This window comes from Paenibacillus sp. BIHB 4019, assembly GCF_002741035.1.
Classification (GTDB): domain Bacteria; phylum Bacillota; class Bacilli; order Paenibacillales; family Paenibacillaceae; genus Pristimantibacillus.
This window is the reverse complement of sequence record NZ_CP016808.1, coordinates 7117309-7133027: the sequence shown is the minus strand read 5'-3', so window position 1 is coordinate 7133027 and position 15719 is coordinate 7117309. Positions and strand designations below refer to the sequence as shown.

Genomic DNA, 15719 nt, shown 5'->3' with positions numbered 1-15719 from the left:
ATGTGTAAATAAATCTAACCATCCTTCAACTGATCCACAACCTCCTGCAGCAATACCGTTTCCGTCTCCTTTATTTTATGCAATTGCTCCATTTGCTTGTACAACGTATCCGGGCTTCGAGTAAGCCAATATTTTAAAATGGAATTTCTTACAGCGTGCGTCGCGGCCTCCAGCTTTCTCCATCTGCTTAAAATTTGATTATCATCAATCAAATGATGGTTATTAATCATGTAGTTTAATCGCACTGTCATGCATTTCTTATGGTCGTAAAGCAGGTGGAACGATCTAATATCAAATACTACCTCTTCTTGAGCCAAATAGTTTAAATACTCGGAGGCCTTGTCGTATACATTAATACCGAAGGTTAGCCCTGGTGTGCCTAAAGCTTGGTTATAATGTTCATCCGTATGTGCCTTAGACAAGAGGTAGGCGTTCATCGTATTTTTCACATATGTTAGAGAAAAAGTATAATCGGTATTTTCGAGCGGCTTCAATAAATAAAGATGGTCTTTAAAATCATGGGCATCGATTTCTAATACATGGAATGCTCGATGAAAAGCTTCGTAATCACAGGTGATATTCGTTGAATATTTTCCGTTGGCATTATTGTCACAAAAGTACAGCTTTTTATTTGCATCATCATACCCATTTATCATGACTTCATGTGGGGATTTTGCCGAAATTTCATACTCTTTTATATAAAAACGATCGATCATAACGATTACATAATAGCCGCCATCAATCGATGCTTTAATAAAATCAAACAGGTCGTTATTTAAAATCGTCGAGCTTTGCCTGTCTAACGCTATCCGCTGAAAATCAATAAAAGGGCAGTCATAAAACTCAACCATTTTATCTCTATAATAACCGTTGAAGAAAAAGGTATATAATTGGTTTGGATCAGGAATATCGAATAAATTAATATAATTATTCATAAACCATAATTTTTCCGAGTCTACACGAGAGATAATAGAATAAAAATCACTGTAAAACCAATATGAATCAATAATTTGCTTTTCTTCAACTGGAAGGATTTTCACCGTCACTGTGATCATTCCTTTTCTATTTGATTAGGTTATCTATTGGGCTAACTTAATAAATAAGCTCATCATGCGTGAAGTAATTTCAATATAACATTACTGGAAAAAATATGAAAGTCTTATATTGAAAACACTTTCATATTCGAATTAAAGCCATTGACAGATTCCCGCTTCCTCCCTATGATTAAGAATGGATTACGGACAGGACGGGCTTATGAGCCTGCAAAACTTCATACTTGAATGAAAATAGGTGCGAAATGTTGGCTGGAACTTATACGTCTTCATTCGCTTAAAAGGGAAGTTCGGTTAAAGGCCGACACGGACCCGCCACTGTAAAGGGCAGCAGCTTACACAGGCTGCGCTCCCCTCACAAATAAGCCACTGGCTGATGAGCTTCTTTTCGTCGCAAGACGAATAGCAGAAGCTTACCCTAGCTGGGAAGGGAAGAGAGGGAGGCCCCAAGTCAGGAGACCTGCCTGTTTTAACATCACTGTTTGACCTACGGTGCTTAGGGAGGTGGTTGGTTATGCCCATTTATTGCAAAATGTCTAACGATTATTTGTTGCTTCATGGCAAGCAGACGCAGATAAGGTTTAGTTATTTAACATAAAAGCATTTCTGACTGCTTTCTTAAGGGTCGGGGATGCTTTTTTTTAATATAGGAAAGGATTTGATTTTTGTATCCTTTCTCTATATTTCTACGCGAAACGGCAGCTTTGCCGCCACAGGACGGCATTCGGCCGCTTACGCTTACTAGAAGGGGAGACGAAGAAACATGAACAACACGAAGAAGCCACTTAGCTTGACACTTGGAATGATGATCGTTTGCTTGATGCTGGTCCTTGCAGGATGCAGCACGAATGCTGGTCAAAACGCAGAGCAGGGCACGGATGCCGCCTCGGGAAATAACGCTGCTGCCGCTAATAAAACACTAACAATGGCGTACACATGGAACCCAGCAGGCGTTGATCCGCATGGCGACGATAGCTGGGATGTTATGCGCTCGGGCGCAGGGGAGACGCTAATTAAATTGAATGAGCAGCTGCAGCCATCCGCTTGGCTCGCGAAGGAGTGGAAGCAGGAGGATGCTAATACGTGGACGTTCAAGCTGGAAACGGGCGTAACGTTCCACGACGGCAAAAAGATGGATGCTGAAAGCGTAAAAGCATCGCTGCTGCGTTCCATTGCGAACAGCCATTTGGCGAAGGATTTGCTGCTAGTTAAAGATATTGAAGTGCTTGCGCCAGACGAACTGAAAGTGATTACGACACAGCCGAACTCGGCGATCATTTCCAGCTTGGCTGATCCAAGCACGATTATTCTTGATGTTGACAGCATGAAGGAAGCGGGCAGCTACCCGGCCATGACGGGAGCTTTCAAAATCAAGCAATTTACAAAAGACGTATCGCTTGTTGTTGAGCGTTATGATGGCTATTGGGGAAAACCCGCAAAGCTTTCAGAGGTGACGATGAAGTTTGTGACCGATGGCAACACGCGTCTGATGGCGCTGCAAGCTGGTGAAGTAGATGTCGCAACGGACATTCCGATTGACAGCATTGAGCTGGTAGAGAAGGACAGCAAGCTGGAAGTGCTGTCTGCCCCATCCGTTCGTACACATATGGTATTATTTAATATGAATTCTGCTTTGTTTAAAGAAAAAGCGAACCGCGAGGTTGTAGATCACGCGATCCCGCGCGAGGCGATTATTGAATCGGTTATGCGTGGTTACGGCACGAAAGCGAAAAGCCCGTTCCCGGAAATTTTGCCATTCGGCAAAGTGGCGGAGCAAGCAGCAGGGGAAACGACGGAACAATTGCTGGCCGCTGGCGGCTGGCAGAAAAATGCGGAAGGCATGTGGGAGAAGGAAGGCAAGCCGTTCGAGGCGACGCTTCTTACGTTCCCGCACCGACCTGAGCTGTCGGTTATGGCAGAGGTTATCCAAAATCAATTGCTTAATGAAGGAATTACCGTGAAAATACGCAAGGTTGAAAATATTGACGCTGAGCTTGCGAAGTCCGATTGGGACCTTGCTATGTACAGCATGCTAACGGCACAGACGGGAGATCCGCAATATTTCTTGAACATTTTCTATCAATCTGCTAGCGAATCGAACGTCAGCCATTATGAATCGAAGCCGCTTGAGACGGTAATCGATAAGCTTAACGATACGGCGGATACCGACGCGCGCAATGCGCTTGCGATACAGGCCCAAGATATTATTAATGCTGATTTGCCGCAGTCGTTTATCGTACATCCTGACAATGTATTTGGCGTGAAAAAAGGGGTAACGGGCTTCATACCGCATCCGATCGAATATTATTATGTGACGGCTGAAGTCGATATCCCTTAAGTAAAGGGTGAACTCAAGTATGCTTCGTTTTTGGCTCGAACGCGTCGCGCAAATGCTGCTCGTCATTTTTTGCGTAGCGACGCTGACCTTTATATTAATGAGGGTGTCTCCAGGCGATCCGGCGAGAATTTTGCTGACCACGCATAATATCCCGGCTTCGCAGGAGGCGATTGACGCGCTCCGGGAGGAAATGGGACTGACGGATTCCTTGTGGAGTCAATATATAGGCTGGCTAGGCGATGTATTTACATGGCAGTGGGGGACATCTTATATGTCCAAGGAGCCGGTTGCCGGGGAACTGCTCAAAAGGCTGCCCGCCACACTGGAGCTTGCTACTGCTGGCGCATTGGTCATGCTGCTGGCAACGTGCCTCATAGGCATGGTGACCGCAATTTTTTCAAAAGGGCTGCTGGACCGGATGGGCCGAATCCTTGCGCTGCTTGGCGCCTCGATCCCCTCCTTTTGGCTCGGTTTTTTATTGATTTATTTCTTCTCGGTCCGGCTTGGCTGGCTGCCTTCCATGGGACGCGGGGGCTTTGCTCATCTCCTCATGCCGGCGGTTACTCTTGGCCTAGGGCTTGGAGCGGTCTATGCCCGGGTTTTGCGGACGAATATGCTGGAGATGAACAACCAGAACTTCGTCAAAGCATCGCGTGCGAGAGGCTTGTCCAAAGGACGGATTTTCATTTTTCAAGTGTTCAAGCATGCCTTTTTGCCGATCTTATCGATGCTGGGGACAAGCTTTGCTTTTATGCTGGGAGGCAATGTGATCGTTGAGACGATCTTTTCCTGGCCCGGCGTTGGCAAATATATTATAGAAGCAATAACGGCGCGGGATTATCCGGTCATTCAAGGTTATGTCGTATTCACGTCCTTCTTGTTTGTCGCAATCCATTTGGCGGTGGAAGTTTTTTATGTACGCTTGGACCCGCGGCTGCGGGCAAGCTAGGAGGAACCCTTTTTTATGCGGACCCTTTTTCAAAAAAAGAATACAAGCTTGCTGCTTGGCATCGGCCTGTTTGCCATCATTGTGCTGCTGGGCTTGCTTGCCCCGTGGCTCGCGCCTCATAATCCGCTTCAGGTGAATCTGCCGAATCGGCTTCTGTCGCCGAGCGGCGAATATCCTTTTGGCACCGATCATTTGGGGCGCTGCATTTTATCGCGCATTTTATATGGGATTCGGACGACGGTTACGATTGCTTTTGTCATTTTGGGATTGAGCTTATGCATTAGCTTGCCGATCGGGCTGTTAACAGGCTATTTTGGCGGGCGTACCGATCATTTTTTTATGCGGCTGATGGATGGCACGCTCGCTTTTCCTGATTTTGTGCTGACGATTGCCATTGTGGGCATTCTCGGACCCGGCTTTACGAATATGATCATTGCGATTGTTATCGTGAGGTGGGCCAATTATGTCCGGCTCATTCGCGGACTTGTGCTTAAGGTGAGCAAGGAGGATTATTTAATTACAGCCCGCATGTCCGGCAATACGCATCTGCGGATAATGCGACGTTATATTTTGCCGCAAATTGCTGCTCCGATCGCTGTGTTCAGTACGCTTGACATTGGAAAAATCGTGCTGCTCATCGCCGGGCTATCCTTCCTCGGGCTAGGCGTGCAGCCGCCGACTCCTGAATGGGGCGTCATGCTGCATGATGCTACACGTTATTTTCAGCTGGCGCCGCATGTTATGATTTTTCCGGGGCTTGCCATCGTAAGCTTCGTATTATCGTGCCAATTAATTGGCGACCGGTTCAAAGAGCAGAACGCTGACGTTCCGAAAGAGGTGTAAGATGGCAGCGAACAGAACCAATATTAACAACAGCGCCAACCTTCACGATACCCCGCTGCTCTGCGTTCAAAATATAGAAATTTCCCGGCAGGAAGCTGGAAAATGGCTGCCTATTATCCAAAATGTATCCTTGGAGCTTCATGCCGGTGAAATGGCTGCGCTTGTAGGGCCGAGCGGCTGCGGCAAAAGCATGACCGCCCATGCGCTTGTCGGGCTGCTGGAAACCGGGCTGCGCCTGACAGGCGGGCATATTTTTTATAAGGGGAATGATATTTCCCGTTATAATGAGCGTCGCTTGCAGCAGCTTCGCCGCGAGGAAATCGCCCTTCTTATCCAGCATTCGCTGAGCGGACTAGATCCGATCCGCACGGTGCGCAGGCAGATGGTCGAGACGTTGAAGCGGCAAGCGAAGCATTCGCGCAAAGAAATGGAAGCGTATTTGGGCACGTTGCTGGAACGGATTGGCTTTGCGGACCCGGCAGCGATTTTGGACGCATACCCTTTTGAGCTAAGCGGAGGCATGCGGCAAAGGGTGCTGCTTGCAATGATGCTGAGCACGGAGCCGACATTGTTTATTGCCGATGAGCCGACGACGGCGCTGGATGCACTCAATCGCGACCGGGTGCTGGCGCTGCTGAAGCAGCTGCAGGCGGATTTCGGCCTGACGGTGCTGCTCATTTCGCACGACGAGCAAAGCGTCCGCAAATTCGCGGATCGTGTCATCACGATGCAGCCTGGCGGGATGGCTTCAGTCCAAGCGAAAGGAAGCGTCCTATGACCGTGTTGGAGTTGCGTCAAGTGACCAAGGCGTTTCCGCTGCGGCTGCTGAGAAAGCGCAGAGGGCTTAAGGCGAAGGATGGTAGCACGTCCGTTCAAGCTGTGAAGCAGGTTGATCTCGCGCTGCATCGCGGCGAAACGCTAGGGCTTGTTGGAGAAAGCGGCAGCGGGAAAAGCACTTTAGCCAGGCTCATCATGAAACTGGAAACGCTAAGCTCCGGGCAAATTTTGCTCGGCGGTCAGTCTATTCATGGACATCATATGAAGGATTTGCAGGTATACAAAAGCGTGCAGCTTGTCCTTCAGGATTCTGCATCCTCCTTGCATCCCCGGATGCTCGTTAAGGAGGTGCTGGCAGAGCCAATGCGCAATTTTGGAGCGAAGCGTCCGCCGGAAATTCGAGCCTTAAGCGTACAGCTCATGCGCGCAGTTGGCCTGGACGAGAGCTTTCTGGACAAGCTCCCTCATCAGCTTAGCGGCGGGCAGAAGCAGCGCGTATGCATTGCGAGAGCGATGGCGGTGCGCCCGGAAGTGATTATTTTTGACGAGTCGTTAGCCAGTCTCGATCCTTTATCGCAAAGTTCTATCGTGTCGATGCTTCAGCAAATTCAGCGGCAGCAAGAGCTGTCCTACTTGTTCATTACGCATGATTTGGCGCTTGCCAGACAGCTGTGCGACCGGATCGCCGTCATGTATCAGGGCGAAATCGTGGAAACGTTTAGCGAATGGGAGGAAGGCAAGCTTAAGCATCCTTACACCCGTGCTTTATTTGCGACGCTAGAGGAGCATATGGATGAAAGCTCTGTTGAAAACGCGGAGATGGAACTGCCCTATGAGCTTGTAAAAAGCTAGCCTTCCTTCGGTGTTTCTCTTACGCGCATAATATTGGAAACTCAGTGGAACCCTATGCAATAAAAAGGCACAAAGGGGTTCAAACATGATGCTAATGAGCTTATGGAAGCAGCTAAAAAGAAAGCTTCGCCGCCGTCCGCTTTGGACGCTAGGCAGTATCGCCTTGCTCGCCGTCACGCTAGCGGCTACCGTCTGGCATCCTGCGAAAGCGGCTGCGGCCGTCAACATGGCAAGCGCCGCCGCCAATTTTGCCGATTCAGCGTCTGGCGCTAATCCCGCAGGCGTAGGAGCAGCATCTGGTGCAGGAGCCGCCAGCGGCCCTTCTGCTGAGCTGCTGCGCGAGCTGCGGGAGCAGCAGGAACCAGTCAGCGTCATGCTGCGCCGCTATTATCTATGCGGCGAGGAGAGCAGGCCGCTTGGGCGCATGACTTCTCTCCAGCTGATCCGGCTGCTCGAGGCGAATGGCGAATGGCATGCAAGCTTTGATAAAAAAACGAGACGGGTGCTGGTTGAGCAGACGGTGGATGAGTTTTCGAAGCATTGCCAGAATGAAGCGTATATGGGCGTAGACAGGCAGGGGAATTTATCGCTGTTTGAGGGGGCTCCCCAGCAGGAGAAGGTGCTGCGAACTTTTTTTCAACTGGATATTCGGTATTTGGAAAGCAGCTTGCCCCGCGACAAAGTAGAGCAGCTGACGCACGGCATTAAAATTAATGACATCGAAGAGTTTAACAGCGTCCTGTCTACTTTTAGCGACTATGAACTGGGACATGGCAAACCGGCTGCACGATCCGCTTATTAGATGAAAATAGCAGCCCCGAGGACGTTCTTATAGAGGACGTCCTCTTCTTGTTGTATAATGAATGATGGTGTAAAGAAAAGCGAAGGGTCCTGTCGCACTTTCCTCAAACGCATGTTCTCATCCTTTCTGTCTTTTGGTATAATAGGAGAAATAAACGGCAGAAATAAGGAGTTGGCGGTTTGCGCGTTCTTGGCATAGATCCCGGTATTGCGATAGCGGGCTTTGGTTTCATTGATAAACAGGGTCATAAGCTCAAGCCTGTTCAGTATGGCTGTATTCAGACGGAGGCGCATACGCCGCCCGAGGAGCGGCTCATTCAAATTTATGATTCGGCTGTTGCCCTAATGGATAAGTATAAGCCCGATTCGGTTGCAGTGGAGAAGCTGTTCTTCAACCGGAACGTTTCAACGGCGTTTGCGGTAGGTCAAGCGCGGGGTGTTATTATTTTGGCGGCGGCGCAGCGCGGGCTTCCGGTTGCGGAATATACGCCGCTGCAAGTCAAGCAGGCTGTTGTAGGCTATGGCAAGGCGGAGAAGCGCCAAGTGCAGGAGATGGTCAAGATGTTCCTGAATTTATCGGCGATTCCGAAGCCCGATGATGTAGCGGATGCGCTGGCAGTGGCCATTTGCCATGCCCATTCGGCAGTTCTAGTCCAAAAAATAAATGAGGCGGGACGATCATGATTGATTTTTTACGAGGTATAGTGTCCCATGTTGAGCTGGAGTATGTGGTGCTGGATGTACGAGATGTCGGTTACCGGGTGTTTACGCCCAATCCCTATGCGTTAGCGAAAAGGGAAGAGCCTGCAACCCTATATATTCATCATTCCGTCCGCGAGGATGCGATTTTGCTGTACGGGTTTGCAACGCGCGAGGAACAGACGCTGTTCCGCAAGCTGCTGGAAGTGTCGGGCATTGGACCGCGCGTGGCGCTTGGCATACTCGCAGGAGGCAAGCCGGAAACCGTTATTGCTGCCATTCAGCAGGAAAACATTACGTTTCTTACAAAGCTGCCGGGCATTGGCAAGAAGACGGCGCAGCGGATGATTTTGGATTTGAAGGACAAGCTTGCAGGCATCGCCAGCGATGCGGCAGTGCTGTCGGCGGCAGGCGCTTACCTGGAGCCCGATTTATTCCAAAGCGGCAGCGGCCAAGGCGCAGGCACCGCTTGGGAAGAAGCGCGCGAGGCGCTCGCAGCGCTTGGTTATACAGCTGCGGAGCTTGACCGGGCATGGCACGGCTTGCAGCAGACGGTAGTTCCAGAGGAGACGGTTGATGCCCTCATGAAGCGCGCTTTGCAGCAGCTGTTTAAAGGTTGACGAAAAGGAGCTGAGCACGGATGGACGAAAGAATTATTTCCGCCAACCTTATGATGGATGATCAGGCGGTGGAGCTAAGTCTGCGTCCTCGTTATTTGGCTGAATATATCGGTCAATCGAAGGCGAAGGAAAATTTAAAAGTATACATAGACGCGGCAAAGCTTCGCAAGGAAGCGCTCGATCATGTATTGCTTTACGGGCCGCCCGGACTTGGAAAAACAACGCTGTCGAACATTATCGCCAATGAGCTTGGCGTAAACCTGCGTACGACATCGGGACCAGCTATCGAGCGCCCAGGCGATCTTGCTGCCCTGCTGACGAATTTGCAGGAGGGAGACGTGCTGTTTATCGATGAAATCCATAGGCTGCACCGTACAGTAGAGGAAGTGCTTTATCCGGCAATGGAGGATTACGCGCTCGACATTATGATCGGCAAAGGCCCAAGCGCAAGATCCGTACGGCTTGATTTGCCGCCCTTTACATTAATTGGCGCGACGACTAGGGCAGGGCTGCTTTCAGCTCCGCTGCGGGACCGCTTCGGCGTCATCAGCCGGCTGGAGTTTTATACGGTTGATGAGCTTGCTTATATTATTTCGCGCTCGGCGGAAATTTTCGATATTTCCATCGTAGGCGAAGCATCTCAGGAAATTGCGCTGCGCTCCCGTGGAACACCGCGGATTGCCAACCGCCTGCTCAAGCGGGTAAGGGATTTTGCCCAGGTGCGCGGCGATGGCATTATAACAGACGAAATAGCAAGCTCTGCGCTGGAGCTGCTGCAGGTTGATCCGATGGGACTGGACAGCATCGACCATAAAATGCTGCAAGCAATGATGACGACATTTGCCGGGCGTCCAGTAGGCCTGGATACAATCGCGGCTACAATTGGCGAGGAAAGCCAGACGATAGAAGATGTGTATGAGCCATATTTAATGCAGATCGGCTTTCTCCAGCGTACGCCGCGCGGACGTATGGCGACCGAGCAGGCATATCGCCATTTAGGCATTCCTTACCCGGAGAGAAATTAGAATGGCTGGCGCGGGGAAGCATTCAGCAGAAAAGCTGTTTATCGTCTATGATGGCCAGTGCAATCTATGCCTTGCAACAGTTGCAAGGCTCAAAGAGCTTCCGTCGCGGGCCCATTTGCAATTTGTGCAAATTCAGCAATTGGAACAGCCGGGAACGGCGAGCGTTCCCGGCATTCAGCAGGCAAGCACGCAGCAGCTTTATGAGAAAATGCATGTTGCGGACAGCAATGGCATGTTATATGCCGGAGCAGACGGCGTTATACGCGTGCTGCGCACGGTAAAGGGGCTGGGAGCGCTCGCCCTGTTGTACCGGATGCCAGGTATGCGGCGAATAGCAGATGCTATTTATCGCATCATTGCGGGCCGGCGTTACGAATGGTTTGGCAGAACAGAGCAAAGCTGCTCGGTGGATGGCTGCGAATGGAAGCCGCCAAGACAGAACAATAATTACCCAGAAGGGGGAAGGTGAGATGAACGCCCGCTTTTCGATCAGACGGCTGTCGCTTCTAACTTTAGCTGGGCTATTGCTCATTTCGATGTGGCATGTACAGCCTTCTCAAGGAGCCGTACCTCAGCTTGATTCGATAAGAGTCGCTATATTTTTGCAATTTCCGGGGAAATATTCGGTGAATACGGCCGCAGCAACACTCAGCTCGGCAGGCGGCTTGTCCATTGGCATGAAGCAGCCGTCCGGCGCGGAGGAATGGCTGCGGGAGGCAGGCAATGTACAGGCCCGCTTTGCCAAGGACGATTATAAGGTCAAGGTGCTGGAAACGACTAGCTTCGAGACGGCGCTTAGCGCTTATAAAAGAGTGCAGACGGCGAAGGGCAGCGGTTTTATTACTTCCTTAACGAAGAAAAGCAAGACGGTATATCAAGTAACAGAAGGGACTTACAAAACCGTTGAAGAAGCAAAAACTGCGCTAAGCAAATGGAAGTCAGACAGCGAGTTAACGAAGCTGTCCGGCGGTTCCCAGCCGGAGCTGCAGGGGCCGCTTCATCTGGAAAGCACAGGCTATGCTTCTAAAGCTGAAGCTGTGAAGGCATCGTCATCATTTGAGGCTGCTGGAATTGATACGTATATCGCTGTGCGCAAGCCAGCAAGCGGACTTCGTTATTCGGTAATGGTAGGTGCTGCTGCCAGCAGTGCTGATCTAGACCTCATCAAGGTAGCGTCTGGAGCATCTGGCGTCAGCCTACTGCAGGCTGACGCCAAATCGCCTTATTTGCTGCTGAAGAACGACCATACGCTGACAGGCAAGTCGGGGAGCTCACTTGCGATGTATACGTTCCCTGTAACAAGCGCCAAAGTATGGGTCGAGCCGGCAGGCAAAGAAACGATCAAGCTGACGGAGCGTTACAGCCGCACGTATCGCGGTGCTTTTGAGTTTAGCGATTTTAATGGGAAGCTTGCAGTCGTAAATGAACTTCCGTTTGAGCAGTATTTGTATTCCGTTGTAGGTGCGGAAATGGTTGCGACTTGGCCGCAGGAGGCTTTGAAGGCTCAGGCGGTAGCCGCAAGAACGTATGCGCTCTATCAAGGCACGGGCTTTCAAATCGCCCATGTGGTCGATAGTGTGAGCAGCCAAGCCTATGCGGGAACAAGCACGGAGAAGCAATCCACGATTCAAGCGGTAGACGCGACGCAAGGCGAGGTTGTGCTTTATAAAGGCAAGCTGATTGAGGCGCTTTATTCCTCCAATGGCGGAGGGGCTACAGCGGATGCCAAGGAAGTATGGGGCAATGCCGTTCCTTATTTGACGAGTGTCAAAAGCCCGACGGACAGCTCGGCGGAAAAAGGGCTGTACAGCTGGTACCGCGTCGTGCTCCCAAGCGGCTTGACCGGCTATATTCGCGAAGATTTGCTTACGGCAACGAGCGAAACGAATCCCGCAGGAATTAAGCTGATGAAGGTAAATACGGACGGCGTAAAGGTGCGGAAAATACCGCTCATCCAAGATGATGTGCCGTTGGTAGGCCAAGTTAATGCGGGTGCAAAGGTAGTCGTCTTGGAAAAATCAGTGCAATCGGGTCCGATGTCTTGGGTCCGAGGCCCTTTCAGCTCAGAGGAGCTGGTTGCTTCACTCAAGAGCGTCACCACGATAGCCGGTCCCATTACTTCGCTTCAAGTGAGCAAGACAGGACAGTCGGGCCGCGCTACGGAAATGCTGGCGAACGGCAAAAAGCTGGAGGTCAAATATCCGGATATGCTGCGGACAGCGCTTGGTAGCCTGCCGAGCACCTTGTTCCAAATTGACGAGACAGCACGCGTGAACGTACTTGGAGCGAATAAGAAAACGGCAACAAAGCCTGAGAGTACAGGTGCGATTTATACGATTGGGGCTGGCGGCGAAGTGAAGCAAATGGATGCCAAGCTGTATATTATGGGCAGCAAAGGCAAGGTTCGTGAAGCGACGAAGACGCCTAGCTTCCGTTTCATCGGTACAGGCTTCGGCCATGGCATCGGTTTGTCCCAGTATGGGGCGCTTGGCCTTGCCGAGCAAGGGTATGACTACTCTTATATTCTGAAATACTATTATAATGATGTAACTATCGCTAAGGAATGATGACTGACAGATGAACGTAGAAATGTTTGATTTTGAACTGCCGGAGCATTTAATTGCTCAGACCCCGCTGCAGCAGCGCACTTCATCGAGGCTTTTAACGCTGGACCGCAGCAATGGATCGGTGAACCATGAAAGCTTCACCGATCTGGCGCAGCATTTGCATGCCGGCGATGTGCTGGTGCTTAATGACACCAGGGTACTGCCTGCTCGTTTAATTGGCGCGAAGGCCGATACAGGGGCGAAGATTGAGCTGCTGCTGCTCAAGCAGCTGGAAGGTGACCGCTGGGAGGCGCTCGCGAAGCCGGCCAAACGCATGAAGATCGGCGCAGAGGTATGGTTTGGCGACGACGGCAGCGGCCAGCCGCTGCTTCGTGCCTTTGTTGAAGAAGAAGGCGATATGGGCGGCCGTACGATCCGGTTTGCCTATACGGGCATTTTTCAGGAGCTGCTGGAGCGGCTTGGTGAAATGCCGCTTCCGCCTTACATTCGGGAACGTCTGGAGGAGCGTGAGCGCTATCAGACCGTTTATGCCAAGAATGATGGCTCGGCGGCAGCCCCGACGGCTGGACTGCATTTTACCTCAGACTTTTTGCAGCAGCTTGCGGATAAAGGTGTGCGCATTGCATATGTGACGCTGCATGTAGGGCTTGGAACGTTTCGACCGATGTCGGTGGACGTAGTGGAAGAGCATGTGATGCATTCGGAATATTATGAGCTTAGCGAGGAGACCGCGGCGCTGCTGAATCAGGCGAAGGCTGAGGGCGCACGCATCGTTGCTGTAGGGACAACCTCTGCAAGGACGCTGGAAACCGTTGCGGCGCGCTTTGAGAAGGAAGTTATTCAGGCATGCAGCGGCTGGACTGATATTTTTATTTTTCCGGGCTACTCCTTCAAGCTCGTTAATGCGCTGCTAACCAATTTCCATTTGCCCAAGTCGACGCTGGTTATGCTCGTCAGCGCGCTTGCTGGGCGCGATGCGGTTATGGGCGCTTATGCAGAAGCGATTCGTGAGGAATACCGCTTTTTTAGCTTCGGTGATGCGATGTTTATTTATTAATAGTGGAGCAACAAAATTAAAGAAGACAGGAAGCGTGAATTGTGGCTGTAACCTATGAATTGTTAAAAGTGTGCAAGCAGTCTGGAGCGCGGCTTGGCCGCGTCCATACGCCCCATGGCGTTATTGAGACGCCGGCTTTTATGCCGGTGGGAACCCAGGCGACGGTAAAGACGATGAGCCCGGAAGAGCTGAAAACGATGGATGCCCATATTATTTTGAGCAATACGTACCATCTGTTTTTGCGCCCCGGACATGATTTGATTGAGCGTGCAGGCGGATTGCATAAGTTTATGAACTGGGACCGTCCGATCTTGACTGATAGCGGCGGTTTTCAGGTATTCAGCTTGAGCGAGATGCGTAAAATTACGGAAGAAGGCGTCCAGTTCCGCTCCCATCTGAATGGGGATAAGATGTTTTTGTCGCCGGAGAAGGCAATGGAAATTCAAAATGCGCTTGGCTCGGATATTATGATGGCATTTGACGAATGCCCGCCATATCCAGCTGAGCATGCTTATGTGAAACAATCGCTTGAGCGCACGACACGCTGGGCAGAGCGCTGCCTCGAATCCCATGCGCGTCCACACGATCAAGGGCTGTTTGCAATCGTCCAAGGAGGCATGTACGAGGACCTGCGCATCCAGAGCGCGAAAGATTTGACTTCCATGGATTTCCCGGGGTATGCTATTGGAGGACTAAGTGTCGGTGAGCCGAAACACTTGATGTATCAAGCACTTGAGTATACGGTACCGCTGCTTCCAACCGGCAAGCCAAGGTATTTAATGGGAGTTGGTTCGCCCGATGCGCTGCTGGAAGGCTCCATTCGCGGCATCGATATGTTCGACTGTGTGCTTCCTACGAGAATTGCGCGCAACGGAACAACGATGACAAGCGAGGGAAGACTCGTTATTCGCAATGCCAAGTATGCAGAGGATTTTGGTCCACTTGATCCGAAATGCTCTTGCTACACATGCACGAATTATTCACGCGCGTATATTCGCCACTTGATGAAGGCCGATGAAACATTCGGTATGAGATTGACGACTTATCATAATCTACATTTCCTGCTTCAACTCATGAGGGATGTGCGTCAGGCGATTACCGAAGATCGGCTCCTTGATTTTCGCGATGAGTTTTTTGACAGCTATGGGTTGCGGGATAACGATAAGGGATTTTAGAAAGGGGGGATTTCAATGTCACTATGGTTAGCAGATGCAGCTGGAGCACCAGCAAATAGCATTTGGGGCATGGCATGGCCGATTCTGCTTATGTTTGCCGTGTTCTATTTCTTGCTGATTCGTCCGCAACAGAAGAAACAAAAGCAACGTACAGCGCTGTTGTCGCAATTGAAAAAAGGCGATAAAATTTCAACAATCGGCGGTATGCATGGTACAATCACGGAATTGACGGATGACACAGTCGTACTTCGCGTCAATGATACGGTTAAGCTGACGTTTGAACGCAGCGCAATTAGCTCGGTCGTTAGCAGTGCGCCTACGCTTTCGAAAGATTAGTAGGATAGCTCCAAAAAGCCTGCGCCTTGAAGGTTACTCCTTCAAGGCGCAGGCTTTTTTATATGAGTATGTAGAAGCCTTCTTTAGGCTAAGCTGCTTCTATTTTTCCCCGTTCGCGCTCCTATGCCGTCTAAAAATGATGCCGGCTGCCGAATTACTTTTTAAGATTGACGCCAATAACGCCCCCAAAAGCGCCAAGCAGCAAAGTAATGCCAAGGACAATGGCGGTATGCAGAGAAAATCCGGCATCGGCAGCCAGAAAGCCAATCAGCAATATAGTCAAACCATAGAGCAAGCCAAGCAAACCGCCCTGATACCAGCCTTTCATGCCGGATCGCTTGCCGGACGTTAATCCGCCCGCAAAAGCGGATACGCCATGAATACATGCTGCGAAGGTCGGCAGGCTGCTTTCCTTCATATTTCCAAAATGCAGCAAAAGCGAGAGCAGCAATGCGCCTAAAGCAAGCCAAATGATGGCATACAGGAGACCCGCCAGCATAGGAGAAGCGATCTGGGGAGGCCGCGGAACATGTTTGATGGGATTCATCGTTTTCCTCCTTTAAATTCCTTTTACTTAAACCATATGGCCAGGCTCTGCGGAATAGTACAGGCAAGCGGAAGGGTGGAC

The 15719-nt window shown here is 50.6% G+C and carries 16 protein-coding genes and 1 riboswitch; of the genes, 14 read left to right on the top strand and 2 right to left on the bottom strand.

Features of this window, described 5'->3' with window-relative positions; translation table 11 throughout:
* Nucleotides 1-14 precede the first annotated feature (14 nt).
* Entirely contained in the window at nucleotides 15-1046 is a 1032-nt protein-coding gene (locus tag BBD42_RS30890; RefSeq protein WP_099521282.1) for a hypothetical protein, read from the bottom strand.
* A 225-nt stretch (nucleotides 1047-1271) separates the two neighbouring features.
* Nucleotides 1272-1534: riboswitch (cobalamin riboswitch) on the top strand.
* Between the two features lie 281 nt (nucleotides 1535-1815).
* On the opposite strand from BBD42_RS30890, the gene BBD42_RS30885 reads away from it, so the two are divergent.
* From BBD42_RS30885 to yajC, 14 genes are all read left to right on the top strand, one after another.
* Entirely contained in the window at nucleotides 1816-3390 is a 1575-nt protein-coding gene (locus BBD42_RS30885; protein WP_099521281.1) for an ABC transporter substrate-binding protein, read from the top strand.
* Nucleotides 3391-3409: 19 nt separating this feature from the next.
* Nucleotides 3410-4339 carry a nickel ABC transporter permease gene (nikB, locus tag BBD42_RS30880; RefSeq protein ID WP_099521280.1) on the top strand — a complete coding sequence of 310 codons (930 nt, stop codon included), beginning with the start codon at nucleotides 3410-3412 and terminating at the stop codon, nucleotides 4337-4339.
* 15 nt (nucleotides 4340-4354) lie between these two features.
* Entirely contained in the window at nucleotides 4355-5182 is an 828-nt protein-coding gene (gene nikC / locus BBD42_RS30875; RefSeq protein ID WP_099521279.1) for a nickel transporter permease, read from the top strand.
* A gap of 1 nt (nucleotide 5183) precedes the next feature.
* Nucleotides 5184-5960, top strand: coding sequence for an ATP-binding cassette domain-containing protein (locus tag BBD42_RS30870; protein WP_099521278.1), 777 nt, complete (start codon nucleotides 5184-5186; stop codon nucleotides 5958-5960).
* Nucleotides 5957-6811 (top strand): ABC transporter ATP-binding protein, encoded by an 855-nt coding sequence (locus BBD42_RS30865; RefSeq protein ID WP_099521277.1) that lies wholly within the window; start codon nucleotides 5957-5959, stop codon nucleotides 6809-6811. Before BBD42_RS30870 ends, BBD42_RS30865 begins: the two co-directional genes overlap by 4 nt.
* Before the next feature lie 85 nt (nucleotides 6812-6896).
* The gene (locus BBD42_RS30860; protein ID WP_099521276.1) at nucleotides 6897-7613 is read left to right on the top strand and encodes a BofC C-terminal domain-containing protein; all 717 of its coding nucleotides are present in this window, start codon (nucleotides 6897-6899) and stop codon (nucleotides 7611-7613) included.
* A 179-nt stretch (nucleotides 7614-7792) separates the two neighbouring features.
* On the top strand, nucleotides 7793-8296 hold the full coding sequence (gene ruvC, locus BBD42_RS30855; protein WP_046229358.1) for a crossover junction endodeoxyribonuclease RuvC: 504 nt from the start codon (nucleotides 7793-7795) through the stop codon (nucleotides 8294-8296).
* Nucleotides 8293-8931, top strand: a complete 639-nt coding sequence (gene ruvA, locus BBD42_RS30850; protein WP_099521275.1) for a Holliday junction branch migration protein RuvA — start codon at nucleotides 8293-8295, stop codon at nucleotides 8929-8931. Before ruvC ends, ruvA begins: the two co-directional genes overlap by 4 nt.
* Nucleotides 8932-8951: 20 nt before the next feature.
* On the top strand, nucleotides 8952-9956 hold the full coding sequence (gene ruvB / locus BBD42_RS30845) for a Holliday junction branch migration DNA helicase RuvB (protein WP_099521274.1): 1005 nt from the start codon (nucleotides 8952-8954) through the stop codon (nucleotides 9954-9956).
* A gap of 1 nt (nucleotide 9957) precedes the next feature.
* On the top strand, nucleotides 9958-10425 hold the full coding sequence (locus tag BBD42_RS30840) for a thiol-disulfide oxidoreductase DCC family protein (RefSeq protein ID WP_099521273.1): 468 nt from the start codon (nucleotides 9958-9960) through the stop codon (nucleotides 10423-10425).
* 1 nt (nucleotide 10426) lies between these two features.
* On the top strand, nucleotides 10427-12523 hold the full coding sequence (locus tag BBD42_RS30835) for a SpoIID/LytB domain-containing protein (RefSeq protein WP_099521272.1): 2097 nt from the start codon (nucleotides 10427-10429) through the stop codon (nucleotides 12521-12523).
* Nucleotides 12524-12533: 10 nt separating this feature from the next.
* On the top strand, nucleotides 12534-13580 hold the full coding sequence (gene queA, locus BBD42_RS30830) for a tRNA preQ1(34) S-adenosylmethionine ribosyltransferase-isomerase QueA (protein ID WP_099521271.1): 1047 nt from the start codon (nucleotides 12534-12536) through the stop codon (nucleotides 13578-13580).
* Nucleotides 13581-13618: 38 nt separating this feature from the next.
* Nucleotides 13619-14755 carry a tRNA guanosine(34) transglycosylase Tgt gene (gene tgt / locus BBD42_RS30825; RefSeq protein ID WP_099521270.1) on the top strand — a complete coding sequence of 379 codons (1137 nt, stop codon included), beginning with the start codon at nucleotides 13619-13621 and terminating at the stop codon, nucleotides 14753-14755.
* Nucleotides 14756-14770: 15 nt separating this feature from the next.
* Nucleotides 14771-15091: a preprotein translocase subunit YajC gene (gene yajC / locus BBD42_RS30820; RefSeq protein WP_099521269.1), complete on the top strand. Its 321-nt coding sequence runs from the start codon at nucleotides 14771-14773 to the stop codon at nucleotides 15089-15091.
* Nucleotides 15092-15245: 154 nt separating this feature from the next.
* Here yajC and BBD42_RS30815 read toward each other — a convergent pair whose 3' ends face one another.
* The gene (locus BBD42_RS30815; protein WP_099521268.1) at nucleotides 15246-15638 is read right to left on the bottom strand and encodes a TIGR04086 family membrane protein; all 393 of its coding nucleotides are present in this window, start codon (nucleotides 15636-15638) and stop codon (nucleotides 15246-15248) included.
* Nucleotides 15639-15719: the final 81 nt, after the last annotated feature.

Excerpts from the sequence above, each read along its gene's own strand:
- BBD42_RS30885 (WP_099521281.1), top strand. The coding sequence starts at position 1,816 with ATGAACAACACGAAGAAGCCACTTAGCTTGACACTTGGAATGATGATC.
- nikB (WP_099521280.1), top strand. The coding sequence starts at position 3,410 with ATGCTTCGTTTTTGGCTCGAACGCGTCGCGCAAATGCTGCTCGTCATT.
- nikC (WP_099521279.1), top strand. The coding sequence starts at position 4,355 with ATGCGGACCCTTTTTCAAAAAAAGAATACAAGCTTGCTGCTTGGCATC.
- BBD42_RS30870 (WP_099521278.1), top strand. The coding sequence starts at position 5,184 with ATGGCAGCGAACAGAACCAATATTAACAACAGCGCCAACCTTCACGAT.
- BBD42_RS30865 (WP_099521277.1), top strand. The coding sequence starts at position 5,957 with ATGACCGTGTTGGAGTTGCGTCAAGTGACCAAGGCGTTTCCGCTGCGG.
- BBD42_RS30860 (WP_099521276.1), top strand. The coding sequence starts at position 6,897 with ATGATGCTAATGAGCTTATGGAAGCAGCTAAAAAGAAAGCTTCGCCGC.
- ruvA (WP_099521275.1), top strand. The coding sequence starts at position 8,293 with ATGATTGATTTTTTACGAGGTATAGTGTCCCATGTTGAGCTGGAGTAT.
- ruvB (WP_099521274.1), top strand. The coding sequence starts at position 8,952 with ATGGACGAAAGAATTATTTCCGCCAACCTTATGATGGATGATCAGGCG.
- BBD42_RS30840 (WP_099521273.1), top strand. The coding sequence starts at position 9,958 with ATGGCTGGCGCGGGGAAGCATTCAGCAGAAAAGCTGTTTATCGTCTAT.
- BBD42_RS30835 (WP_099521272.1), top strand. The coding sequence starts at position 10,427 with ATGAACGCCCGCTTTTCGATCAGACGGCTGTCGCTTCTAACTTTAGCT.
- queA (WP_099521271.1), top strand. The coding sequence starts at position 12,534 with ATGAACGTAGAAATGTTTGATTTTGAACTGCCGGAGCATTTAATTGCT.
- yajC (WP_099521269.1), top strand. The coding sequence starts at position 14,771 with ATGTCACTATGGTTAGCAGATGCAGCTGGAGCACCAGCAAATAGCATT.
- BBD42_RS30815 (WP_099521268.1), bottom strand. The coding sequence starts at position 15,638 with ATGAATCCCATCAAACATGTTCCGCGGCCTCCCCAGATCGCTTCTCCT.